Source organism: Kitasatospora sp. cg17-2, from assembly GCF_054031055.1.
In genome coordinates this window covers 8,244,839-8,269,025 of sequence record NZ_CM132923.1, presented here as the reverse complement: position 1 = coordinate 8,269,025, position 24,187 = coordinate 8,244,839, and the positions used below count along the sequence as shown (strand labels likewise).

General features: G+C 71.2%; 13 protein-coding genes and 3 rRNA genes. 6 read left to right on the top strand and 10 right to left on the bottom strand.

Translation table 11 applies throughout. The features are described from left to right. The first annotated feature begins 68 nt into the window (after positions 1-68). Together ACW14Y_RS34795 and ACW14Y_RS34790 are read left to right on the top strand one after the other, a co-directional pair. Positions 69-851: a hypothetical protein gene (locus tag ACW14Y_RS34795; RefSeq protein WP_456984717.1), complete on the top strand. Its 783-nt coding sequence runs from the start codon at positions 69-71 to the stop codon at positions 849-851. A 71-nt stretch (positions 852-922) separates the two neighbouring features. Beyond that, positions 923-1,225, top strand: a complete 303-nt coding sequence (locus ACW14Y_RS34790) for a WXG100 family type VII secretion target (protein ID WP_030396211.1) — start codon at positions 923-925, stop codon at positions 1,223-1,225. Positions 1,226-1,304: 79 nt separating this feature from the next. Here the strand turns inward: ACW14Y_RS34790 and ACW14Y_RS34785 are convergent, their stop codons facing one another. The 3 genes from ACW14Y_RS34785 to ACW14Y_RS34775 all read right to left on the bottom strand — a co-directional run bounded on the left by ACW14Y_RS34785 (position 1,305) and on the right by ACW14Y_RS34775 (position 8,493). Next, the gene (locus tag ACW14Y_RS34785) at positions 1,305-6,032 is read right to left on the bottom strand and encodes an FtsK/SpoIIIE domain-containing protein (protein WP_456984716.1); all 4,728 of its coding nucleotides are present in this window, start codon (positions 6,030-6,032) and stop codon (positions 1,305-1,307) included. Positions 6,033-6,133: 101 nt separating this feature from the next. Then, positions 6,134-7,927, bottom strand: coding sequence for a hypothetical protein (locus ACW14Y_RS34780; protein WP_456984715.1), 1,794 nt, complete (start codon positions 7,925-7,927; stop codon positions 6,134-6,136). 20 nt (positions 7,928-7,947) lie between these two features. After that, positions 7,948-8,493 (bottom strand): sigma-70 family RNA polymerase sigma factor, encoded by a 546-nt coding sequence (locus ACW14Y_RS34775; protein WP_380302521.1) that lies wholly within the window; start codon positions 8,491-8,493, stop codon positions 7,948-7,950. A gap of 268 nt (positions 8,494-8,761) precedes the next feature. Between ACW14Y_RS34775 and ACW14Y_RS34770 the strand changes: the two genes are divergently transcribed. Beyond that, positions 8,762-9,919 (top strand): ricin-type beta-trefoil lectin domain protein, encoded by a 1,158-nt coding sequence (locus tag ACW14Y_RS34770; RefSeq protein ID WP_456984714.1) that lies wholly within the window; start codon positions 8,762-8,764, stop codon positions 9,917-9,919. 123 nt (positions 9,920-10,042) lie between these two features. Here the strand turns inward: ACW14Y_RS34770 and rrf are convergent. The 3 genes from rrf to ACW14Y_RS34755 form a co-directional block, all read right to left on the bottom strand. Beyond that, a 5S ribosomal RNA gene (rrf, locus tag ACW14Y_RS34765) occupies positions 10,043-10,159 on the bottom strand. Between the two features lie 85 nt (positions 10,160-10,244). Continuing rightward, a 23S ribosomal RNA gene (locus ACW14Y_RS34760) occupies positions 10,245-13,366 on the bottom strand. Between the two features lie 277 nt (positions 13,367-13,643). Beyond that, positions 13,644-15,167, bottom strand: a 16S ribosomal RNA gene (locus ACW14Y_RS34755). Together the 16S, 23S and 5S rRNA genes form the textbook arrangement of a ribosomal RNA operon. A gap of 1,409 nt (positions 15,168-16,576) precedes the next feature. On the opposite strand from ACW14Y_RS34755, the gene tuf reads away from it, so the two are divergent. The 3 genes from tuf to ACW14Y_RS34740 all read left to right on the top strand — a co-directional run bounded on the left by tuf (position 16,577) and on the right by ACW14Y_RS34740 (position 19,000). Beyond that, on the top strand, positions 16,577-17,758 hold the full coding sequence (gene tuf, locus ACW14Y_RS34750; protein WP_456984713.1) for an elongation factor Tu: 1,182 nt from the start codon (positions 16,577-16,579) through the stop codon (positions 17,756-17,758). Between the two features lie 120 nt (positions 17,759-17,878). Continuing rightward, positions 17,879-18,406 (top strand): hypothetical protein, encoded by a 528-nt coding sequence (locus ACW14Y_RS34745; protein ID WP_456984712.1) that lies wholly within the window; start codon positions 17,879-17,881, stop codon positions 18,404-18,406. A gap of 132 nt (positions 18,407-18,538) precedes the next feature. Continuing rightward, positions 18,539-19,000, top strand: a complete 462-nt coding sequence (locus ACW14Y_RS34740; protein WP_456984711.1) for a rhodanese-like domain-containing protein — start codon at positions 18,539-18,541, stop codon at positions 18,998-19,000. A 10-nt stretch (positions 19,001-19,010) separates the two neighbouring features. Here ACW14Y_RS34740 and ACW14Y_RS34735 read toward each other — a convergent pair whose 3' ends face one another. The 4 genes from ACW14Y_RS34735 to ACW14Y_RS34720 form a co-directional block, all read right to left on the bottom strand. After that, a complete protein-coding gene (locus ACW14Y_RS34735; protein ID WP_456984710.1) occupies positions 19,011-20,291 on the bottom strand; it encodes an MFS transporter in 1,281 nt (426 codons plus the stop codon). Further along, positions 20,284-21,483, bottom strand: coding sequence for a cytochrome P450 family protein (locus tag ACW14Y_RS34730; RefSeq protein WP_456984709.1), 1,200 nt, complete (start codon positions 21,481-21,483; stop codon positions 20,284-20,286). Before ACW14Y_RS34730 ends, ACW14Y_RS34735 begins: the two co-directional genes overlap by 8 nt. Before the next feature lie 86 nt (positions 21,484-21,569). Next, complete coding sequence (locus ACW14Y_RS34725; RefSeq protein ID WP_456984708.1) at positions 21,570-22,244, bottom strand: DUF5825 family protein; 675 nt, start codon at positions 22,242-22,244, stop codon at positions 21,570-21,572. Beyond that, the gene (locus ACW14Y_RS34720) at positions 22,225-24,147 is read right to left on the bottom strand and encodes a RiPP maturation radical SAM C-methyltransferase (protein WP_456984707.1); all 1,923 of its coding nucleotides are present in this window, start codon (positions 24,145-24,147) and stop codon (positions 22,225-22,227) included. Before ACW14Y_RS34720 ends, ACW14Y_RS34725 begins: the two co-directional genes overlap by 20 nt. Positions 24,148-24,187: the final 40 nt, after the last annotated feature.

Below are 24,187 nucleotides of genomic sequence, written 5' to 3'. Positions count from 1 at the left end.
GAACCGCGGGGGCCGCCGGCACGTGGTCGACCGGGAACCGCGTGCCGATCCGACCGGAGGGATATCCCGTGCCCGACTTCTCGATGGACTACGGCGTTCTGCACGAGGCCCGCAAGGACCTGCACAACCTGGCCGACCGGATCTCCCCGACCCTCCACGACAGCCTGTTCTCCCAGTACGGCTCGGGGAAGCTCGGCGACGCCCAGGCGGTGTTCGGCGACCCGAACGTCACCAACGGCTTCCGCAGCCTCTACCGGCTCTCCAAGGACCCGATGAACCGGGCCGTGGACCATCTCAAGAAGCTCGGCGACGTGTTCGGCGCGGTCGCCGACGGCTTCTTCGACGTGGACGCCCAGATCGCCGACGGGCTGGGCGTGATGGGCGCCAACATGGGGCTCGACCAGTGGCGCGACCGGCAGGCCGCCTGGGAGTACCGCAACGCCCACGCCGACCAGTGCCACCCCGGCGCGGACGGCAGCGTGCCGGAGTTCTGCCGGGCCACCGACCCCGGCGCACCGCCCGTCGACCAGACCATCGACACCGCGAACGGCTCGGTGCACACCCACCTCACCCTGGACGCCGACCACAACGTGATCAAGGAGGAGACCACCGTCACCCACGACGGGCAGAGCTACACCTCCACCACCAGCTACTCCGACCACGGCCGCTCGTTCACCACCGACACCCTGTACGCGGACGGCACCAAGAACCACGCCGAGACGCACCTGCACGAGGACGGCAGCGGCGACATGACCGTCACCGACAACGACGGCACCGCGACCCAGTACCACCGCGACGGGCCGGGCCGGGAGTGGCAGCAGACCGGCGGCGGGAGCTCCCAGGACGACTGAGGGCCCCGCCCGGGCCGGCCGGGATCCACGACCTCCCCGGCCGGCGATCCCCCCTTCGAAAGGACCGCGACATGCCCAACATCTCCCTCGACTTCGAGAAGATCGAGACCACCTCGGGCCAGCTCGACTCGGCGGCCGAGAACATCGTGCCGATGCTCAACGACCTGAAGAACAACGTGAACAACCTGCTCGGCGACGGCATGGTGTTCCAGCAGTCCAGCCCGGCGATGCAGGAGGCGTACGACAAGTTCAACACCAGCCTGCTGGCCGCGATGGAGGGCATCAAGGGCTTCGCGAAGCAGTTCCGCCAGATCAAGGACCAGATGCACCAGATGGACCAGGACATGGCGAGCAGCCTGCGCGAGAGCAGCTGACACCGCTGCCGCACGGGCCGGGGTGCGCAGCTCCGTGCTGCGCACCCCGGCCCACCCGGTCCCCGACTCGGTCCTCGACTCAGTCCTCGGTGCGCAGCACGGTCAGCGGCACCTGCACGGCCATCGCCTCGCCGCCCCGCCCGGTGGTCCAGCCCCGGCCCGCGACCGGGGTGGCCCTGATCAGGTGCACCGGCAGCCGGACGCCGATCATGTCGCCCTCCTGGAGGCTCTTCGGCCCCAGCAGCAGACCCCGGCGGGCCCGCTTGGCCGCGCTGAGCCAGCTGCCCATCGCCAGTTGGAGGGCGTCCGCCGACCCCGCGTAGAGCAGGCCGAGGCCCCGGTCCCGGCCGAAGGCGGCGACCTCCTTGAGCACCCGGTCGCAGGCGGGCGCCGCCAGCAGGTCCGCGTCGTCGACCACCACCACGCGGGGGCCGGTCAGTGCGTCCAGGGCGGCCTGCACGTCCTGCGCGGACGGGTCCGCGTCGGTCAGCACCCGGGCCCTGGCGTGCCGGGCCAGGGCCCGCAGCGGGGAGTGGCGCGGGGCGAGGACGACCAGCCCGGTGCCGCCGGCGAGCAGCGAGACGGCCAGGGAGGCGAGCGCCGTGCTGCGCCCGGACCCGGGCGGGCCGAGCACCGCGAAGGCCGCGGCGGCCCCGGCGAGGTCCACCCCGACCGGTCCGGCGTCGTCGCCGCCGAGGCCGAGCAGTCCCCACAGGGGGCGGCGGGACTCCTCCGGGACGGCCGCGTACGCCTCCGCGAAGTCCACCGAGCGGGGCAGCGCGGCGACCGGGAAGGGCCGCAGCCCGGCGGGCACGGCGCTGTCCCGGCGGGTGCTCTCGGCGCCGATCGCCGCCAGCGCCCTGGCCTGTTCCCGGCCGCCGGCGCCGGGCGCGAGCAGCGCGACCTGGGTCTCGGTGCCGCTGAGAGTGTGCCAGCCCCGGCCGGCCGGGATGCCGGCCGGCACCTTGCTCGGCGAGAGCCCGACCAGCTGGTAGTCGTTGCGGTCGCCCTGGCGCAGCAGCAGTTTGTGGTCGTTGTGCGCGGCGAGCCGGCCGCCCAGCAGTGACCGTTCGGAGGTGGCGACGACGTGGATGCCGGCCGCCGCGCCCTCCCGCAGCAGCCGGGTGACCAGGTCGGCGAGCCGGCCGTTGTCGTGGTCGTCCAGCAGCCCGGACAGGGCGTCCCAGCCGTCGATCAGCAGCAGCACGTGCGCGGGCCGCTCCGGCTTCGGCAGGGCGGCGCGCAGCTCGTTCAGGCCGGCCGCGTTCCGCTCGCTGCACAGTTCCTGACGTCGCGTCAGTTCGGCGGTGAGCCGGTGCAGCAGGCGTTCCAGGCGTTCCTGGTCGTGCCGGGAGACGACCGCCCCGCAGTGCGGCAGGGCGTTGAGGGCGGCCAGTCCGCCGCCCGCCGCGTCGATCCCGTACAGGTGGACGTCCGCGCTGGAGGCCGTCCGGGCCACCGAGCCGGCCAGGGTGCGCAGCACCTGCGTCCGGCCGGAGCGGGGGGCGCCGATCACGTACAGGTGGCCGAAGGAGGCCAGGTCGACGGTGGCGACCCGGCGCTGCTGGAGCTGGGGGACGTCCTCCAGCGCGTAGGGGACCACCGGGAGCGCCGCGTCCCCGGGGGGCGGCAGCAGCTCCGTCACCTCGTCGAGCTGCACCTCCTCGGGCAGGGCGGGCAGCCAGGGGCTGGGCTGCGGGGTGAAGTCGTCGAGGGCGGCGGCGGCCTCGCGGGCGGCGGCGACCAGGGCCTGGAGGTCGGTCGGGACGGGCGCGGCGGGGGCGGCGGGGTCCCCCGCGGCGAGCGGCAGCGCGAGCGGGCGGCCGAGGCCGGTCCAGGACAGTCCGGTGGCGCGCACCGGCCCGCGGGGCCGCTCGGCGGCGGCCGCGCCGGCCGCGTCGGGGCGGGCCGCGCCGGCCCAGGCGCTCTGGAACGGCACGGTGGAGCGGTGACCCAGCCGGACCAGGGCGCGTCCGGGCGCGGAGGCCGGGATGTGCACCGCCTCGGAGGTGTCGATGATGTCCTGGCTCTCGGTGGAGTCGGTGACCCGCAGCGCGATCCGCAGATTGGTGTTGGCGCGGATGTCGCTGGTGACGGCGCCCGAGGGCCGCTGGGTGGCGAGCACCAGGTGGATGCCGAGCGAGCGGCCGCGCTGGGCGATGCCGATCAGCCCCGGGACGAAGTCGGGGACCTCGCGGACCAGGGTGGCGAACTCGTCGATCACCAGCAGCAGTCGCGGCAGCGGGGGCAGCGTCGGGTCCGCGACCCGCTTGGACCGGTACTCGGGGTGGTCCTTGGCCGCGACCTCGGCCAGCAGCCTTTCGCGGCGCCGCAGTTCGGCGCCGAGCGACTCCAGGGCGCGTTCCACCAGATGGGCGTCCAGGTCGGTCACCATGCCGAGGGTGTGCGGGAGTTCGGCGCACTCGCGGAACGCCGAGCCGCCCTTGTAGTCGACCAGGACGAAGGTGAGCTCGTCCGGGCGGTTGGCGGCGGCCAGCGAGGCCACGAAGGACTGGAGCAGCTCCGACTTGCCGGAGCCGGTGGTCCCGGCGACCAGGGCGTGCGGTCCGTCCCGGACCAGGTCGAGGGTGAGCGGCCCGTCGTAGCCCGTCCCGAGGACGAAGGACGTGGCGGCCGGGCGGCGGCGCCAGCGGGCCAGCAGGGCGGCGGGGTCCGGCGGTTCGAGCCGCAGCAGGTCCAGCAGCCGGACCAGCTGGGGCAGTCCGGCGTCGTGCTCGGGACTGACGTCGCGGACCGGCGCGAGCGCCCTGGCCACCTGCTCGCACCAGCCGGCGCCGACCAGGTCGGCCCGCACCTCGGTGAGGTCGGGCGCGCCGGTCCGGCGGACGGTGAGGCGGTGCCCGGCGGCGAGGACGACGGTGCCGCACTCCTCGGGCAGCAGCCGCTCCTGCGCGTCGAGGCAGACGCTGAAGACCCGTACGCCGGGGCCGTCGGTGAGTACCTGCACCATGCCGGGCACGTCCCGCAGTTGCCGGGCCCCGTCGGCGATCACCAGGACGTCCGGTTCGTTGAACATCGCCTTGCCCATGGAGGAGCCGAGCACCCGCCGGCGGGCCTGGATCTGGGCGACCAGTTCGGAGATCCGGTTGGCCGTGGACTCCGGATCGTTGCCGACGGCCACCACCGGTCCGGCCCCGCCGCCGGGCGGGCGCAGGTGCGGCAGCCACCGCACCCAGGCCCAGCCGTCGGCGCGCGAGCGGTCGGAGAGGACGACGACGCGCAGGTCCCGCGGGCTGTGCAGGACGGCGGACTGGGCGACCAGCCAGCGGGCCAGCGCCTGGACGGAACTCTCGGTGCCCGCCACCCCCACCACGCCGAACTCCGCGACCTCGATGCCGATCGGCACGTCGGGGATGCTCCAGCGCACCAGGCGGTGGTTCTCGTCCCGCGCCGGGTCGTCGATCTCCTTCACGGACGGCTGGTCGACCGTGCCGATCCGCAGCACCAGGTGGTCGGGGTCGTACCGGCGCCGTTCCCAGAGCCGGCCGCCGGGGCCGGTGGCGGTCAGCGCGACCGTCGCGGGGTCCGGCCCGGCCACCCCGCGGACCCGGCGCTCGCGGTCGGCGGCGGTCCGGACCTCCTGCTCCAGCACCCGGCGCCGGGCCTCGTAGCGGGCCACCGCCTCCTCGTGCTGCTTGCGGTTGCCGCGCCGGCCGACGATCCAGTTGGAGACGGCCATCAGCGGGCTGAAGAGGATGAAGACCAGGTAGAAGTACGACTGGAAGACCGCCACCATGACCATGCCGAGCACGATCGGGGCCAGCATCAGCAGCAGCGGGAACGGCCGCCGGGAGGGGGCGGTCGGCGGCAGGGGCAGCCGGATCCGCTCGGCGTCCAGGTGCGGGACGATCCGCGGCGGGCGGTTGTAGTCGACGCCGAGGCCGTCGGCGGACGGCACCACGGCGGCGTCCGGTTCGGTCGGCTCGACCAGGCGCAGCAGGACGGCGCCGACGGTGAGGTCGGCGCCGAGCGGCCAGGCGGTGCCGTCGTGGGTGCGGTGGGAGTCCGGGTGCGGGGCGTTCCGGCCGGTGCGGCGGGCGCGGCGGGCGGGGGCGGTGCCGCGCTCCCCGGTGGCGGTGCGGTCGGTACCGGCGCGATCGCTACCGGTGCGGCCCGTCCGGTCGGTGGCGGGCGGGCTCGGGGTGCGGAGCGCGACCGCCTCGTCGCCCTCCTCCGGAGGCGGGGTACCACCCGCGGCGCCGTCGGGGGCGTCCGGGCGCGCGGTGCCGCCGGGCGCGCGGTGCCAGCCCGCCGAGCCGTCCGGGCCGACGGTCAGCCAGAGGCCGCCCCCGGGAACGCCGGAGCCGCGCAGGCGGACCGTGCAGGACGGGTCGGTGCCGATCTCGTGGCTGCCCGGTCCGAGCCGCCAGATCCGCCCCGCCCCCGGGCCGGAGACGAGGTGCAGCTCCAGTTCCACGGGGTCGTCCGGGCGCCGGTCCGGCGCGCTGCTCCGGACCCGGTCGGGCTCGTCGGCGGGGGCGCCGAGGCCGAGCACGGCGCCCTCCCGCACACCCGCCCGGGCGACCGCCGTCCCCGGGTCCAGACGCCGCGGCCCGATGTGGAGCCCGCGCGGAGCGGCGGTGCCCGTCCCGGCCAGGAAGGCCTCGACGTCACCGCCGGGGGGACCGGGGTCGTACCCGGGACCGGCGCTCCCGACGGCCTCCGCGGGGTCGGGGTCCCGCCGGTCCAGCGCCGCCGCCAGCTCGCCGACGGTCGCACCGGGCGGGAGGTCGAGGACGTGGTCACGGCGGTCGGTGCCGTCGGCGACGGTGACGGTCAGCTTCACCGGGTGGTCTCCAGGGGGGTCGGGCAGGCGGGGCGGGGCGGGCAGGTCGTCGGCCGGGGTGCCGGGGCACCGGGGTGCCGGGGCGGGGCCCGGCCGTACGGTCAGCCGACGGGCCGGGCGGCGGGCAGGAGGGCGGTCGCGGACGGACGGGCGGAGACACCCGCTGCGGGCCCGGCCGGCCCGGGGTCGGGCTCGGCGAAGTCGTCCTCGACCGGGTCCGGGTCCGATGGCGGATCGGGCTCGGGCTCGGGTCGCGGGTCGGGCTCGGGTTGCGGCTCGGGGTCGGGTCGCGGATCGGGCTCCGGGTTCGGCGGGGGCCAGAATTCCGCCTCCGGCGGGAGCGAGGACTCGGACTCCGCCTCCGGAAGGGGCTTCGGGCCGACGGACCCGGATCCGCCGACCGGCTCCTCCGCCGGCTCCGGTCCGCGCAGCAGCAGCCGCAGGGCGGTCGGGTCAGGCGCCACCGGGCCGACCCGGAACGGCGGTTCCGCACCGGCGCCGCTCCCCTCGTTCGGCTCCGGGTACACCGGTCCGACCCGGAACAGCCGCGGCGCGAGCGCCACCGACGCTCCGGCGCCCGGCAGTTCACCGTCCGGTCCGGGCTCCTCCGACGGCTCCGGATCCGTTGCCGCCTCCGGGTCCGGCAGCGGCCCCGCCACGGACTCCCCGGGCTCCTCCGGATCCGTCGACTCCGACGACTTGGCCGACTCCCACGACGCCTCGGGCGGATCAGGCGACGCCTCGGGCTCCGGCGGCTCCGCCGACTCCACCGACTCCACCGGCGCTCCGCCCGGCTCCACCAGATCGGAGTCGTCCAACTCGGCCGGCGCGAAGGCCGGGTAGGGCGGCAGGGCCCGCAGGATCCGGGCCGTGGCCCGAGCCAGTGCGACCACCTCGACCCGCAGCGCCGTCCCGCGCAGCCGGAGGCCGTCGCGGTCGACCGTCACCAGCCGGGCCGAGCCCCGCGCGCCGCCGAGGACCAGCATCCGGGCGCCCGTCGCGGGGCGGAACCCGTCGGGGGCCGCGGGACAGACCGCGAAGGCGGGCTCGCCGTCCGCCGCGAACCGGTCGGCCTCGGCGAGCGCCTCGACCGGCGCCGGACCCGCGTGCCGCGCGTGGACGCCGTCGGCGACCACCACCGCGCCCACGGGGAGCCGGGCGTCCAACTGCGCCGCCACCGCCTGGACCACGGCACGGGCGAGTACCCGGTCGCCGCCGAACTCGGTCACGGCCGGTCCGGTCGCGAGGTCGAGCAGCACCGCGCGGGGGCCGTCGGTGCCGATCAGCGCCAGCAGCGGCGCCGGGCCGCCCTCCGCGGCCGTCGACCTGAGCTCGTCCCGGGCCGCCCACCAGAGCCTCGGGTCCGCCTCGTCCACCACCCACGGTTCGGGCGGGACGGGCGGCCGGCCGGGGCCGCAGGCGACCAGCACCCCGGCGGTGTGCGCGCCGAGCAGCACGGCGTACGGGCGCGCCCCCGCCACCCGGCCGGCGCCGAGGGCGGCGCGCTCGGCGTCCACCCAGCCGGCCCGGTCGGTCAGCAGCCGCCGCACGGTCCGCAGTTGACGGCCGTACCGCAGGCGTGCCGCGACCGGGGCGGCGAACGCGCCTGCGGTGAGAGCGAGTTCACGGCGCAGTCGGCGCTGGAGCACGCGCCGGCCGCCCGCGCGGCGGGCGGCGAGGTGGGCGAGGACGGCGAGCAGCAGCACCACCCCGCCGATGCCGATCAGCGTGGTGGTGCCGGGCATCGCCGGCAGGAGGCCGGCCGGCGGGAACGACGCGACGGCGGTCCCCGCGGCCGGGAGCCCGCCCGGGGCGCCGGGGACGGCTCCGCCCTCGGGACGGACGAGCGCACCGGCCTCGGAGGGAACGACGGCACCGGGGCGGACCCCGGTCACGAGAGGAACGACGGCACCGGTCACGAGGCGACCACGCCCCGGTCCGCGAGGTGCCGGCGCAGCGACCGGACACCGTGGTGGGTGCGGGACTTGAGGGTCCCGCCGGGTATCCCGACGGTGCGGGCGACCTCCGCGCCGGGGCGGCCGAGGAGATGGACGTGCACCACGGCCTCCTGGTGGATGCGGTCGAGCGAGCGGAGCGCCTCGACCAGCACCAGCCGGTCGAGGATCCGGTCGGACGGGTCGGCGGTGTCCGCCGCGGGGGTCGGGAAGGCCTCGACCGCGAGGCCGACCGGCACCGCGCGGTTCTTGCGCCAGTCGTCGATCAGCAGGCGGCGGGCGACCGTGAACAGCCACAGCCGGATCGGCCGGCGTTCCCAGTCCAGCGCCTCGGCGGACTGCCAGGCCCGTAACATCGCCTCCTGGACGATGTCCTCGGCCCGGTGCGGGTCGTTGCCGCTGAGTCCGCTGATGAAGCGGTGCAGTACTTCGCGTTCGGCCGCCAGGAGTTCCGCCCACGGTGCGGTGGTCGACCCCGGCCGGGCCTGGTCGGCTGTGTGCTCCATGATGGTGCCTTGCTCTCCTCGCGGGACCGGTCCGGACGGTGCCGCGTCCTCGATCGGATCACGGGTCCGCCCCCGGACGGCCGTCACCGTAGCGCTGCGGGGGAAAGGGCGGCCGATCCTTCGGTGAACTCCGGGCCACCCCGGACTGTCGTGAGATGGACACGCCATGAACGTCGGGCCGCCGCCACCCGCGGGACACCCCGGGTTCATGTCGCGGCCGGACGGCCGGAGGAGCATGCCCAGCGCCCGCCCTCGCCCTGGAGGCCACGTGTCCGGACCGTCCGACCCGCCGTCAGCCGCCGTGCCCGACGGGGAGTCCCCTCAGCTCGCGGCGTCCCGGCCGCACGTGGACGGCGGCACCCCGGCACCGGGCCGGCTCCCCGCGCCCTCGCGCTTCTCCGACAGCTTCCTGCGCCACACCCCCAACCCGCCGCGCGGGCTGCTGCCGCAGGCCAGGGTCTGGACCACCACGGCGGCCGCGGCCGCGCTGGTCGGCGCCGTCGCCCTCGGCTCCGCCCTGCTGCCCGCCGGGAACGGCGCCGCACCGCACTCCGCCCGGGAAGCCGTCCCCGTCGGACCCGCGATCACGACGACCGCCGCCGTACCCGGCACCCCCGACCCCGCGGACGGCCCGCCGTCCGTCCCGCCCGCGCCGGAGCCGTTCGCCGACGTGCCCTCCGCGCCTCCCCCGGCGGCCGAACCCGCCCCGGTGACGGCCGATCCGGTGGCGGCCGAGGCGGCGCCGGACCGGCCGGGCTCCACCGACCGGAACAGCGCCGACCGGCCCGCCGCTCCCCCGCCGGCCGCCGCCCGACCGCAGACCCGCGCACCGGCACCCGTCGGCACCGCCGACCGACCGGCGGCCTCCGCGCAGGCCCCCGCCGCCCCGGCCCCCGCGGCCCAACCTCCTGCGGCCCAACCGGCCGCCCCGGTGGCCCCACCGGCCGTCACCACCCAGGCGCCGGCACCACCCGCCGCCGCCCCGGCCCCGGCGCCCGCTTCCACCACCCAGGCGCCCGCACCCGCCGCACCCGCTCCGCCGCCCGGCCGTCCCGTCGCCGGGCGCGGCTCGCAGCGCTGCATCGGCACCATCGGCCACCGGCTCGCCGACGGCGTCGGTCTGGAGCTCCAGGACTGCACCGGCGGCGCCTGGCAGACCTGGGACTTCCGCCCGGACGGCACCGTCCGGGCCGGCGAGCTCTGTATGGACGTGGCCTGGGGCTCGGTCGTCAACGGCACCAAGATCCAGGTGGCGATCTGCAACGGCAGCCCCGCCCAGCGGTTCGTCCTCGCGGGCCCCGAGGACCTCGTCAACCCCCAGGCGAACAAGTGCGTGGACGCCAAGGACAAGGGCACCGCCGCCGGCACCCCGCTCCAGCTGTGGGACTGCTCCGGCACCCCCAACCAGAAGTGGTACCTGCGCTGAGCCCTGCGCCCCCTGATCGCGCGAGGAGCCACACTTCCCGAATTCTCGGCGTTCTCCGCGGTAATTCACGCAGAACGCAAAGAACCCCCGCCGGTTTCCCGACGGGGGTTCTTCACAATGATTGTTCGGCGGCGTCCTACTCTCCCACAGGGTCCCCCCTGCAGTACCATCGGCGCTGTGAGGCTTAGCTTCCGGGTTCGGAATGTAACCGGGCGTTTCCCTCACGCTATGACCACCGAAACACTATGAAACTGTCAACCGCACCCACGACAGGCCATGCCGTGGGGGTCGTTGTTTCAGAACAACACAGTGGACGCGAGCAACTGAGGACAAGCCCTCGGCCTATTAGTACCGGTCAACTCCACCCCTCACAGGGCTTCCATATCCGGCCTATCAACCCAGTCGTCTACTGGGAGCCTTACCCTCTCAAGGAGGTGGGAGTGCTCATCTCGAAGCAGGCTTCCCGCTTAGATGCTTTCAGCGGTTATCCCTCCCGAACGTAGCCAACCAGCCATGCCCTTGGCAGGACAACTGGCACACCAGAGGTTCGTCCGTCCCGGTCCTCTCGTACTAGGGACAGCCCTTCTCAACACTCCTACGCGCACAGCGGATAGGGACCGAACTGTCTCACGACGTTCTAAACCCAGCTCGCGTACCGCTTTAATGGGCGAACAGCCCAACCCTTGGGACCTACTCCAGCCCCAGGATGCGACGAGCCGACATCGAGGTGCCAAACCATCCCGTCGATATGGACTCTTGGGGAAGATCAGCCTGTTATCCCCGGGGTACCTTTTATCCGTTGAGCGACGGCGCTTCCACAAGCCACCGCCGGATCACTAGTCCCGACTTTCGTCCCTGCTCGACCCGTCAGTCTCACAGTCAAGCTCCCTTGTGCACTTACACTCAACACCTGATTGCCAACCAGGCTGAGGGAACCTTTGGGCGCCTCCGTTACTCTTTAGGAGGCAACCGCCCCAGTTAAACTACCCACCAGACACTGTCCCTGATCCGGATCACGGACCCAGGTTAGACATCCAGCACGACCAGAGTGGTATTTCAACGACGACTCCACCATGACTGGCGTCACGGCTTCAAAGTCTCCCACCTATCCTACACAAGCCGAACCGAACACCAATATCAAGCTATAGTAAAGGTCCCGGGGTCTTTCCGTCCTGCTGCGCGAAACGAGCATCTTTACTCGTAATGCAATTTCACCGGGCCTATGGTTGAGACAGTCGAGAAGTCGTTACGCCATTCGTGCAGGTCGGAACTTACCCGACAAGGAATTTCGCTACCTTAGGATGGTTATAGTTACCACCGCCGTTTACTGGCGCTTAAGTTCTCAGCTTCGCCCCGACGAATCAGAGCTAACCGGTCCCCTTAACGTTCCAGCACCGGGCAGGCGTCAGTCCGTATACATCGCCTTACGGCTTCGCACGGACCTGTGTTTTTAGTAAACAGTCGCTTCTCGCTGGTCTCTGCGGCCACCCCCAGCTCTGGCAGCAAGTGCCGTCACCAGGAATGGCCCCCCTTCTCCCGAAGTTACGGGGGCATTTTGCCGAGTTCCTTAACCATAGTTCACCCGAACGCCTCGGTATTCTCTACCTGACCACCTGAGTCGGTTTGGGGTACGGGCCGCCATGAAACTCGCTAGAGGCTTTTCTCGACAGCATAGGATCATCCACTTCACCACAATCGGCTCGGCATCAGGTCTCAGGCTCATGTTGTGCGGATTTGCCTACACAACGCCCTACACCCTTACCCCGGGACAACCACCGCCCGGGCTGGACTACCTTCCTGCGTCACCCCATCGCTCACCTAGTACAGACTTGGTCCAGCGGCTCCACCACGTCCCTTTGTCCGAAGACTCCGGGCCGGCTTCACGGCTTTAGCATCACCTGGTTCAGCGTTGGCGCTTCAAAGCGGGTACGGGAATATCAACCCGTTGTCCATCGACTACGCCTGTCGGCCTCGCCTTAGGTCCCGACTTACCCTGGGCAGATCAGCTTGACCCAGGAACCCTTGGTCAATCGGCGCAAGAGTTTCCCACTCTTGTATCGCTACTCATGCCTGCATTCTCACTCGTGTACCGTCCACGACTGGTTTCCACCGCCGCTTCACCCGGCACACGACGCTCCCCTACCCATCACAGCAGGCGTTGGCCCTATATGCTGCAATGACACGACTTCGGTGATGTGCTTGAGCCCCGCTACATTGTCGGCGCGGAATCACTTGACCAGTGAGCTATTACGCACTCTTTCAAGGGTGGCTGCTTCTAAGCCAACCTCCTGGTTGTCTCTGCGACTCCACATCCTTTCCCACTTAGCACACGCTTAGGGACCTTAGTCGGTGTTCTGGGCTGTTTCCCTCTCGACCATGGAGCTTATCCCCCACAGTCTCACTGCCACGCTCTCACTTACCGGCATTCGGAGTTTGGCTAAGGTCAGTAACCCGGTGAGGCCCATCGCCTATCCAGTGCTCTACCTCCGGCAAGAAACACGTGACGCTGCACCTAAATGCATTTCGGGGAGAACCAGCTATCACGGAGTTTGATTGGCCTTTCACCCCTAACCACAGGTCATCCCCCAGGTTTTCAACCCTGGTGGGTTCGGTCCTCCACGAAGTCTTACCTCCGCTTCAACCTGCCCATGGCTAGATCACTCCGCTTCGGGTCTTGGGCATGCAACTGTATCGCCCTGTTCGGACTCGCTTTCGCTACGGCTACCCCACACGGGTTAACCTCGCTACACACCGCAAACTCGCAGGCTCATTCTTCAAAAGGCACGCAGTCACGAGACACACAGCAAGCTGCATGTCCGACGCTCCCACGGCTTGTAGGCACACGGTTTCAGGTACTATTTCACTCCGCTCCCGCGGTACTTTTCACCATTCCCTCACGGTACTATCCGCTATCGGTCACCAGGGAATATTTAGGCTTAGCGGGTGGTCCCGCCAGATTCACACGGGATTTCTCGGGCCCCGTGCTACTTGGGAGTTCTTCAAACGAGCCGTACAGATTTCGCCTACGGGGGTCTTACCCTCTACGCCGGACCTTTCGCATGTCCTTCGACTACCTGTACGGTTTCTGACTCGCCGACCGGCCTACAGACCGGTCAAGAAAAATCCCACGACCCCGTATCGGCAACCCCTGCCGGGTCTCACACCAATACGGTTTAGCCTCATCCGGTTTCGCTCGCCACTACTCCCGGAATCACGGTTGTTTTCTCTTCCTGCGGGTACTGAGATGTTTCACTTCCCCGCGTTCCCTCCACATACCCTATGTGTTCAGGTATGGGTGACAGCCCATGACGACTGCCGGGTTTCCCCATTCGGAAACCCCCGGATCAAAGCCTGGTTGACGGCTCCCCGGGGACTATCGTGGCCTCCCACGTCCTTCATCGGTTCCTGGTGCCAAGGCATCCACCGTGCGCCCTTAAAAACTTGGCCACAGATGCTCGCGTCCACTGTGCAGTTCTCAAACAACGACCAGACACCCACACTCAGCAGCCCGAAGACCACCTCGCATGAGACCGGCATCTCTGAAGCAACAGCCTCACGGCCGTTCCCTCAGGACCCAACAACGTGCCCGACACAGTCAATCCCAGAACGCGTTCCACGCCGAAGCAGTACTAGCCCCTGGTCTCTTCCTGTGCCGAATAGTCAACGTTCCACCCATGAGCAACCGTGCAGGACATTCGCCTGCAAGCGGCATATTGCTCCTTAGAAAGGAGGTGATCCAGCCGCACCTTCCGGTACGGCTACCTTGTTACGACTTCGTCCCAATCGCTGGTCCCACCTTCGACGGCTCCTCCCCTTACGGGTTAGGCCACCGGCTTCGGGTGTTACCGACTTTCGTGACGTGACGGGCGGTGTGTACAAGGCCCGGGAACGTATTCACCGCAGCATGCTGATCTGCGATTACTAGCAACTCCAACTTCATGGGGTCGAGTTGCAGACCCCAATCCGAACTGAGGCCGGCTTTTTGGGATTCGCTCCGCCTCGCGGCATCGCAGCCCTTTGTACCGACCATTGTAGCACGTGTGCAGCCCAAGACATAAGGGGCATGATGATTTGACGTCGTCCCCACCTTCCTCCGAGTTGACCCCGGCAGTCTCCTGTGAGTCCCCATCACCCCGAAAGGCATGCTGGCAACACAGAACAAGGGTTGCGCTCGTTGCGGGACTTAACCCAACATCTCACGACACGAGCTGACGACAACCATGCACCACCTGTATACCGACCACAAGGGGGCGACTATCTCTAGCCGTTTCCGGTATATGTCAAGCCTTGGTAAGGTTCTTCGCGTTGCGTCGAATTAAGCCACATGCTCCGCTGCTTGTGCGGGCCCCCGTCAATTCCTTTGAGTTTTAGCCTTGCGGCCGTACTCCCCAGGCGGGGAACTTAATGCGTTAGCTGCGGCACCGACGACGTGGAATGTCGCCAACACCTAGTTCCCAACGTTTACGGCGTGGACTACCAGGGTATCTAATCCTGTTCGCTCCCCACGCTTTCGCTCCTCAGCGTCAGTAATGGCCCAGAGATCCGCCTTCGCCACCGGTGTTCCTCCTGATATCTGCGCATTTCACCGCTACACCAGGAATTCCGATCTCCCCTACCACACTCTAGCCTGCCCGTATCGAATGCAGACCCGGGGTTGAGCCCCGGGCTTTCACATCCGACGCGACAGGCCGCCTACGAGCTCTTTACGCCCAATAATTCCGGACAACGCTCGCACCCTACGTATTACCGCGGCTGCTGGCACGTAGTTAGCCGGTGCTTCTTCTGCAGGTACCGTCACTTGCGCTTCTTCCCTGCTGAAAGAGGTTTACAACCCGAAGGCCGTCATCCCTCACGCGGCGTCGCTGCATCAGGCTTTCGCCCATTGTGCAATATTCCCCACTGCTGCCTCCCGTAGGAGTCTGGGCCGTGTCTCAGTCCCAGTGTGGCCGGTCGCCCTCTCAGGCCGGCTACCCGTCGTCGCCTTGGTAGGCCATTACCCCACCAACAAGCTGATAGGCCGCGGGCTCATCCTGCACCGCCGGAGCTTTACACCCGGGACCATGCGGTCCCAGGTCATATCCGGTATTAGACCCCGTTTCCAGGGCTTGTCCCAGAGTGCAGGGCAGATTGCCCACGTGTTACTCACCCGTTCGCCACTGATCCACCCCGAAGGGCTTCACCGTTCGACTTGCATGTGTTAAGCACGCCGCCAGCGTTCGTCCTGAGCCAGGATCAAACTCTCCGTGAATGATTACTCGGCCCAATGGTTAGAAGGGGCCGGTCGGCACTCGCGTCGAGCGGCACGGCAACCACCGGAATAGGGTGATCCCGCGCACTGCGTCCTCGCTAGTGTTTTACTTCAAAAGGAATCTCCAACCCCGGAACAAGTCCGAGGCCGGGGATGTCAACATATCTGGCGTTGACTTTTGGCACGCTGTTGAGTTCTCAAGGAACGGACACTTCCTTCAGGCGGCTTTCACACCGGCCCTCCGGGCGCTTCGTTCTTTCGTGTTCCCAGCTTATCAGACGTTTTCCGCTCCGTTTTCCGGAGTTTCATTCGCCCGACCAGCCGATGTCTTTCCGGGATTCGCACCCCGTCCGACGTCCAAAACTTTAGCCGACCCACGCTCCGAAAAGCGAATCCGGCCACAATCCCGAAAACGAGCACGCCGGAACTGCACCGGGCCGATTGCGCACATGGCGGGACCGACCCGGAACGGGAAGTCGTGTGTTCGAAGGATTGGCCGCCCCGGGACCGTCCGCGCCGATGCGTGTCCGGTGCTCCCTGTCGAGCGACTGGAAAACAGTACTGCTGATCGGTGCCCGATTCAAAACGGGCGACGGACGCGTCAGACACCCCCGCCCGGACACGGGGGCCGGCCCGGACCGGAGGCCCCGGCCGTGCCGCGGGGCCGTTGAAGGAGGTCCCTCACCGCACCACTGCCGGTGCAAGCGCGGCGGCTACGAGCAGGGCCGGCTCCCGAACCGCCGGTGGGGACGCTCCGCAAGTCGCTGCCGCTGTCGCTCGGCATCGCGTAGGCGAGGGTGCGGCCGTCCAGCCACAGGGCCTGGTCCGTCGATGCCGCGCCGTTCCGCAGTGGGGGTCTCGGCCATGGTGCGGAGGTCCAGGACGTACAGCCGCCAGAGGTCGTCGTCGGGCTGCGCGGGATCCCTCCTCCTGTAGGCGACGCGGTCCCGTCCGGGGAGAGCGAGGAGCACTCGACATATCCGCGTAGGAGTCACCGCTGAGGAAGGCCGGCCAGGCGGCCAGGTGGCCGGACGGTGAGACCCGGGCCCTGAAGAGGATCCCGCCCGGGTCGTAGTGCCACAGTCAAGGCAGGCCGGAGTCGAGGACGCCGCGCGCCGCACCACCGTCGGCGCCCGCGATCCGGGCCGCCGTGGCACCGCCGACCGGTGCCCCGCGGAAATTCGCTCGCGGGCCGCCTCGCGCATCGGCATGATGAACCGCATGTCCCAGTACGCCATCGCCGCATTCCCCGCAGTCGCGGGCGCGATGGCTGCTGCCCTGGCAGTCGCAGCCGCATTCGACGGCGCACGAAGCTGACCTTCCCCGGGTCGTCCCCGGGACCTCGGACGGGGAAGGTCGGCCCGTCGCAGAGGTCCCGTCAGCTCACTGACGACTCCCGGAGAGAAACCATGGCCAAGCAGGCCTTCGTGCGCAGCAAGCCGCACCTGAACATCGGCACCATGGGTCACGTCGACCACGGCAAGACCACCCTCACCGCCGCCATCACCAAGGTCCTGGCCGACCGCGACGGCGGCACCTTCGTCCCGTTCGACCGGATCGACCGGGCCCCGGAGGAGGCCGCCCGCGGCATCACCATCAACATCTCGCACGTCGAGTACGAGACGGCGACCCGGCACTACGCGCACGTCGACATGCCCGGCCACGCCGACTTCGTGAAGAACATGATCACCGGTGCGGCCCAGCTGGACGGTGCGATCCTGGTCGTCTCCGCCCGGGACGGCATCATGCCGCAGACGGCCGAGCACGTCCTGCTGGCGCGTCAGATCGGCGTCGAGCACGTCGTGGTGGCGCTGAACAAGGCCGACGCGGGCGACCCGGAACTCCTGGAGCTGGTCGAGCTGGAGGTGCGCGAGCTGCTCGGCGCGCACGGGTACGACGGCGCGTCCCTGCCGGTGGTCCCGGTCTCCGGGCTGCGCGCGCTGGAGGGCGACCCGTACTGGTCGGCCGCGCTGCTGCGGCTGCTGGACGCGGTGGACGCCCACGTGCCGACGCCGGTGCGGTACACCGACGCGCCGTTCCTGCTGCCGATCGAGAACGTGCTCACCATCACCGGCCGCGGCACGGTGGTGACCGGCGCGGTCGAGCGCGGACGGGTCCGGACGGGCGACCGGGTGGAGGTCCTCGGCCACGACGCGGAGGTGCAGTCCGTGGTGACCGGCGTGGAGACCTTCGGCCGGACCATGGAGTCCGCGGAGGCCGGCGACAACGTCGCGCTGCTGCTGCGCGGGGTGCAGCGCGGGCAGGTCCGGCGCGGCCAGGTGGTCGCGGCACTCGGCAGCGCCTCCGTGCACACGGGCTTCACCGCCCGGCTGCGCCTGCTGTCGACGGCCGAGGGCGGCCGCCGGACACCGATCACCGGCGGCTACCGCCCGCAGTTCCACCTGCGGACGGGCGACGTGGTCGGCGAGGTCCGGCTGCCCGACGGGGTCGCCGTCGCGCTGCCGGGCGAGACCGTCGAGGTCACGGTGACGCTCGGCCAGTCCGTGCCGCTGGAGCCCGGCCTCGGCTTCGCCGTCCGCGAGGGCGGACGGACGGTGGCGGCGGGCACGGTGGAGACCGTACTCGGCTGACCCCCCGCGCGGGCGGCGGGCCCTCGGGCCGGCCGCCCGCGCGGCCGCCGTGCGCCGCACGTCCAACTCCGCACGTCCAACGTCGAACGTCGAACAGGCACGTCGGAGGAGGCAGCTGCTGTGGAGCACACGGTGCAGTGGGTCAGGACGTCGTGGACCAAGCGGTCCCGGGGAGGCGAGGGCGCCGCCCGGAGGAACGCGGCCCCGGTCGGCTTCGTGCTGCCCTCCGGCCCGGCTTCCTCGGCGCACGAGGTCCGGTCGGCGCACGAGGTCCGGACGGCACACGAGGTCCGGACGGCGCACGTGGTCCGGATGGCCGAGCGCGAGGGCTTCGCGCCGCGCGAGACCCAGGAGGAGCTCCGCGGGATCGCCGTCGGCCTCCGGGAGGCCGACGGCCGACTGCGGGTACTCCCCCGGGTGGACCCGCTGTTCGGACTGCCGCCCCGCCTTCGCAGGCCGCCGGCGGTGCGGCTGCGCCCGGGCGAGTGGGTGCGTTGGCAGCTGAACCACCGCTTCAGCAGCGCGGCGGGGACGCAGGACTGGTCCTACTGGCTGGACACCTACAACATCGCCTACGGCCCGGTGGACGCCGAGGTGTTCCTGTCGGAGCCGACCGTGTTCGTCGACGAGTGCGGGCCGCTGCGGTAGCGCGGCTGCGGCGGGGCGAGAGGGTGGCGGGATCTTGGCGAACGGCGGCGATCACGACACTCGTGGGCCCGGGTGGGGGTGCGACAGGATCGAGGTGTCAGCACGGATCGACCAAGTCCTCGGGAGCCCACCATGACCAGCGCCGTTCTCTCCGTTCCGCCCACCGAGCCGGCCGTGGCCGAGGCGCACTTCCTCTCCCGGCTCAGCTTCGAGGCCGATGTCTCGGACGTGCGGGCCGATCTCACGGCGGGGGTGCCCGGGCTGGTCCTCGTCGACTCGCGGAGCGAGGTCGCCTGGGCGCAGGGGCACATCCCCGGTGCGCTGCACCTGCCCACCGCCCGGATCCCGGAGCTGGCCGGGCAGCTGGTCGACCGCGGGGCCACCGTGGTCACCTACTGCTGGGGGCCCGGCTGCAACGGTGCCACCCGGGCCGCGCTCGCCTTCGCCCGGCTCGGCTACCGGGTGAAGGAGATGCTCGGCGGCTTCGAGTACTGGGTCCGTGAGGGCTTCGCCTTCGAGACCGCCGAGGGCACCGAGCGGCGGCCGATCGACGACCTGACGGCCCCGCGCTCGGGCATCTCCTGCGCCTGCTGAGGCGGTGGGCTCACAGCTCGCGGATCTCGGGGCGGGTCAGGGCGTAGCCGAAGGCGCCGAGCAGGCAGAGGCCGGTGGTCGCGAGGACGCCGCTGCTGCCGAAGGCCTCGACCGCCGCGCCGGCCGCGATCACGGAGACGGGGAAGACGCCCAGCCCGCAGAAGGTGATGGCCGCCATCACCCGGGCCAGCAGGGCGGGCGGGGTGCTCTTCTGGACGCCGGTGACGACCAGGACGTTGGTCACCGTGCTGGCGCCGCCGGCGACGAGCAGGAGCAGCAGGGCACCGACGAGGCCGGTGAACGGCACCAGGCCGATCGCCGCACCCATCACCAGACCGGAGAGCATGGCCGTGCGGCCGCGCGAGCGCACCGCCGTGAGGCCGGCCGCGAACAGGCCGCCGACCAGCGCGCCGCCGGTGAAGGCGGCCAGCAGCAGGCCGAGGCCGACGGCGCCGGCGGCGAAGCCGTCGGTGGCCAGGGTCGGCAGGGCGACCCTGGTGGCGCCGCCGACCGTCAGGTTGGCGATCACCGTCACCGTCAGTACCGCGCGCAGCAGCGGCGACTCCCGCAGCAGGGCGCGGAAGTTCCTTGGTACGGAGGCCCGTTCGGAGATCGGGCGGGGTGGTGCGACCGTGCTGCCGCGGCCGATCAGCAGCAGCGTCGCCGCCGACACGGCGAAGGTCGCCGCGTCCAGGCCGAGGGCGACGGCCGGGTTCAGCCAGGCGACCAGGGGGCCGGCGGCGGCCGGGCCGAGCAGGCCGGCGCCGAAGGTCACGGTGCTGTTGAGCGCGTTGCCCGCGTGCAGGTCCTCGGCGGGCAGCAGGGTCGGGGTGATCGCCCAGGCGGCCGGCAGGAACACCCCCGCCCCGAGGCCGACCAGCAGCGCGAGGGCGCCGATCAACCAGAAGTTCGCCGTTCCGGCGGCGGCGGCCGCGCACAGTCCGGCGGTGGCGAGCAGCCGGCCGAGGTCGGCGGTCATCATCACCCGCCAGGCGCCGAACCGGTCGGCGAACATCCCGCCGAGCGGGGTGGCGGCCAGCCGTCCCGCGCCGTAGGCGGCGACCACCAGGCTCAGCTGGCGGGCGCCGCCGCCGAGGGCCTGGACCAGCAGCGGCAGGGCGACGACCTGGAAGGCGTTGCCGAACTCCGAGGTGCCCTGGCCGATCACCAGCAGCCGGTAGCCGCGCGAGCGCAGCGGCGCGAGGCCGATCCGGGGGCGGAAGCGCAGCAGTCCGCCCTTGGCATCGCGGTCCGTGCCCGTGCTGCCGCCCGTGCCCGTGCTGCTAGCCATCGAGCGAGACCGGGAGCGACTCCAGACCGCGCAGCATGATCGTGTTGCGCCACGGCAGGGTCTCCTCCGCGGCGGCCAGCTCGATCCGGGTGAAGCGCTCCAGCAGGCCGGTGAGCGCCACCTCGCTCTCCAGCTTGCCGAGGAAGGAGCCGAGGCAGCGGTGCAGACCCTGCCCGAAGGCCAGGTGGCCCGGGTCGTTCCGGTCCAGGACCAGCCGGTCCGGGTCGGTGAAGCGGGCCGGGTCCCGGTTGGCCGCGCCGAGCGAGAGCAGGACCAGCTCGTCCGCCGGGATCTCCACGTCGTCGACCGTCACCTCGGCGTTGGTGAACCGCATCGTGGCCATGCTCACCGGGGACTCGTAGCGCAGGAACTCGTCGATCGCGACCGGCATCTCCGCCGGGTTGGCGCGCAGCCAGGCCAGTTGGTCCGGGTGGTGGAGCAGGGCCAGGGTGGCGGTGCCGAGCAGGTTGACGGTGGTCTCGTGGCCGCCGATCAGCAGCAGGAAGACCATCGAGAACACCTCCTTCTCGCTGAGCTCCCCGGCGTCGCAGGCCTGCACCAGGTCGGTGAGGATGTCCGTGCGCGGGGAAGCCCGCCGGGCGGTCATCAACTCCCTCAGGTAGTCGTTCAGTTCGCCGGTGGCCTGGTCGAAGGTCATCTCGCCGCCCTGGGTCAGGATCGCCGTCGACCAGGTGCGGAAGGACTGCATGTCCTCCGGGGGGAAGCCCAGCAGCTCGCAGATGACCATGATCGGCAGCGGGAAGGCGAAGTCCGTCACCAGGTCGGCCGTGCCCCGCCCGCGCAGCCCGTCCAGCAGGCCGCCGGAGATGCGCTCGACCAGCGGCCGCATCAGGTCGACCCGGCGGCGGGTGAAGACGCCCTGGATCAGCCGGCGCAGCCTGGTGTGGTCCGGCGGGTCGCTGTTGAGCATGTGGACGACGTCCGAGCCGAGGGTCAGACCGGCGCCCCGTCCGCTCGCGATGGCCTGGCTGCGGCGGACGTCCTGCCCGAACCTCGGGTCCATCAGCGCGGCCCGGACGTCCTCGTACCGTGTCACCAGGTAGACCGGCAGGCCCTCGCCGAACTCCACCACGGAGACCGCGCCGGCCTCGCGGATCCGGGCGAGCGTGGGGTAGGGGTCGCGGATGAACGCGGACATCCGCGCGGCGGCGTCGTCGACCGCGGTGCTCATGCTTCTCTCCTCGGACGGGTCGGACGGGTCGGGCGGGCTGGACAAGTCGGGCGGGTCGGGCGGGTCGGACGGACAGCCGGGACGGGCTAGACGGTCAGCGACGGGAAGGGCCAGCGGCGCACCCGCATGGGCAGGAACCAGGCCCGCCCCGCGTGTTCGGCGATCAGGCCGGCCTCGGCGAAGTCCCGGTACACCGCCTCCGGCAGCAGCCCGACCTCCACGCCGTCGGCCAGCGCGTCCAGTTGGGCCAGATGGCCGGGCTCGTCGACGGTGAACAGCTCCAGCGTCCCGAAGCGGCGGTCCCGCACCTCGACGAAGCCGGGGCCGCGCCGGTAGACGCACTTGCTCGGGAAGTAGCTCGCCCGCCAGTCGACGGCCACCTCGGCCGCCGCACCGGTCAACTCCTCCGGCGGGTAGAGGTGGTGGAACCGCCGCCGCTGCGCGCAGCCGTCGGTGCAGACCGCGTGCCAGAGCACGGCCAGCCCCTGCCCGGTCGCCTCGCGCAGCAGCATCAGGGCCCGCGCCGAGGCCGCCGGCGCGTCGGCGCACAGCCGCACCGGCTCGGTCAGCCGCAGGCAGCGCACCCCGGCCCGGTGCAGTTCGGTGACCTCCTCCGCCGCCGGGCCGGTCAGGGTCCGGCGGCCGAGCGCGATGCCCGGCAACTCCCGTGCGGCGGGGTCGTAGTCGAGCCAGAGCTCGGCCTCCGGGCCGGCCGCCCGCCAGGCCCCGGCGTCGGTCCGCTCAGCCGATCGGGACGGCATCCAGCACCTCCTCGGTCTCGGTCCCGGCGCCGGGAAGGACGGCGGCGGGGCCGTGCCGGTGCCGCATCCGCATCAGCACCTGGTTGTCGGACTCGACGGCGACCTGGAGGTAGCTGTCCCCGTCGTGGAACAGCAGGCCCAGCGCGGTGAACCGTTCCAGGACCGGTGCGACCGCCGCCGCGCCGCCGGGGAGCTTCGCCGCCAGCGCGGCGGGCGAGCGGGGCTGCCCCAGCAGCCGGAAGGCGGCGATCTCCACCGGGTCGGTCAGCTCGGCCACCCGCCAGTCGTACCCGGGCCGGGTGTTGACGAGCACGATCCGCCCGCCCGCCTCCCGGTAGGTGAGCCGGCTGTCGGGGAACCGGGCGAGCCAGGTGTCCACCGCCTCGCCCAGCCGCTCCGCGAGCTCCCCGCCGATCCCCCGCGGCGGTGCGGTGAACACATAGGCCAGCTGGTTGAGTTCGCTCTCCGGCAGCCGGTACGTCGCCCGGTACTGGAAGGCCGGCCTGGTGATCGCGAAGCCCAGTTCGGGGCGGTCGAAGTACGGGCTGAACCGCTCGATCGCGATCCGCCCCGCGCCGGTCGGCGGGTCCAGGTGGTGCAGTACGGGCAGTTGGCGGATCACCGACTCGTAGTCGTCCGGCTGCTCGCCCGGGAAGCCGTAGAGGTAGTTCCAGGTGACCGAGACGCCGGCGCTCTGCGCGTCCCGCAGCGCGCGGACGTTCTGGCAGCCCGTCACCCCCTTGTCCATGATCCGCAGCACCCGGGTGCTCAGGTTCTCGATGCCGGGCTGCACCTGGGCCGCGCCGGAGTCGCCGAGCAACTGGAACTGGTGGCGGCGCAGATTGGCCTTGATCTCGAAGTGCAGCCGCAGGTCGACCGGGAGTTCGGCCAGGGACTTCAGCACCGTGTCGAAGTAGCCCATGTCCAGGATGTTGTCGACCACGTAGACGTCCAGCAGCTGGTGGCGCTCGGCGAGGGTGAGCACCTCGGCCAGGAAGTCCGCCGGCGGCTTGGAACGGAACTCCATCGAGGAGCCGTTGAGACCGCAGAAGGTGCAGTGGTGCTTCTCCCCCCACCAGCAGCCCCGGGAGCCTTCGAGCACGAGCTTGGGGTCGACCCAGCCGGCCGCGACGGAGGCGTCCAGCCGCTCGTAGAAGCCGTCGTAGCGGGGCGTCAGGATCGCCGCGGGCGGCAGCGGGCGCCTCGACATCTCGTTGGCCGTCGACGTCCCGGACCCGTCCCGCCAGCACAGCCCGGGGACGTCCGCGAGGTCGCCGCCCGCCAGCAGCGCCGGGAAGGCCGCCTCGCCCTCGCCGCGCACCACGTAGTCCAGGAAGGGGAAGTTGCGGTGCAGCGCGGCGCCCTGCGGGCCGTCGCAGTTCGCGCCGCCGAACACCGTGCGCACCTGCGGGCAGCGCTGCTTGAGCAGCCGGGCGGCGGCGAGGCTCGCCGTGTTCTGCTGGAAGGTGGTGGTGAAGCCGACCAGGTCCGGCGGGTCGGCGGCGAGCTCCTCGACCAGTCGCGCGATGAACACGGGGGCGAGCTCCCGGGTGGCCCGGGTGAGGGCCATCTCCTGCTCGCTCGCGCCGTTGGTGGCCAGGTACTCGAAGTAGCGCTCGGCGTCGGCGGATTCGGCGAAGCCCGGGCCGGGCTCGTCGTCGCCGTACAGCGCGCCGGCGAAGGCCCAGTCGCCCGCGCCCTGGAAGTAGGACTTCTCGGAGAAGTACTCGTAGTCGTCCACGCCGAAGCCGGCGGTCTCGGCCGCCCAGTCCACGAAGTCCAGGTTGGCGTACCGCACTTCGACCTCGTGGCCGGCGCGGGCGGCGGCGGTGTGCAGGATCCCGAGCGCCAGCGACGGCACGTCGATCGCACCCCAGGGCATGTGCAGCAGGACGATACGCATGATGGCCACTTCTGTCGTGCGCGGACGGTGGACTCGGGCA

Coding starts and splice junctions, on each gene's coding strand:
- ACW14Y_RS34730 (WP_456984709.1), bottom strand. CDS start 21,483: ATGAGCACCGCGGTCGACGACGCCGCCGCGCGGATGTCCGCGTTCATC.
- ACW14Y_RS34740 (WP_456984711.1), top strand. CDS start 18,539: ATGACCAGCGCCGTTCTCTCCGTTCCGCCCACCGAGCCGGCCGTGGCC.
- ACW14Y_RS34720 (WP_456984707.1), bottom strand. CDS start 24,147: ATGCGTATCGTCCTGCTGCACATGCCCTGGGGTGCGATCGACGTGCCG.
- ACW14Y_RS34725 (WP_456984708.1), bottom strand. CDS start 22,244: ATGCCGTCCCGATCGGCTGAGCGGACCGACGCCGGGGCCTGGCGGGCG.
- ACW14Y_RS34735 (WP_456984710.1), bottom strand. CDS start 20,291: ATGGCTAGCAGCACGGGCACGGGCGGCAGCACGGGCACGGACCGCGAT.
- ACW14Y_RS34790 (WP_030396211.1), top strand. CDS start 923: ATGCCCAACATCTCCCTCGACTTCGAGAAGATCGAGACCACCTCGGGC.
- tuf (WP_456984713.1), top strand. CDS start 16,577: ATGGCCAAGCAGGCCTTCGTGCGCAGCAAGCCGCACCTGAACATCGGC.
- ACW14Y_RS34775 (WP_380302521.1), bottom strand. CDS start 8,493: ATGGAGCACACAGCCGACCAGGCCCGGCCGGGGTCGACCACCGCACCG.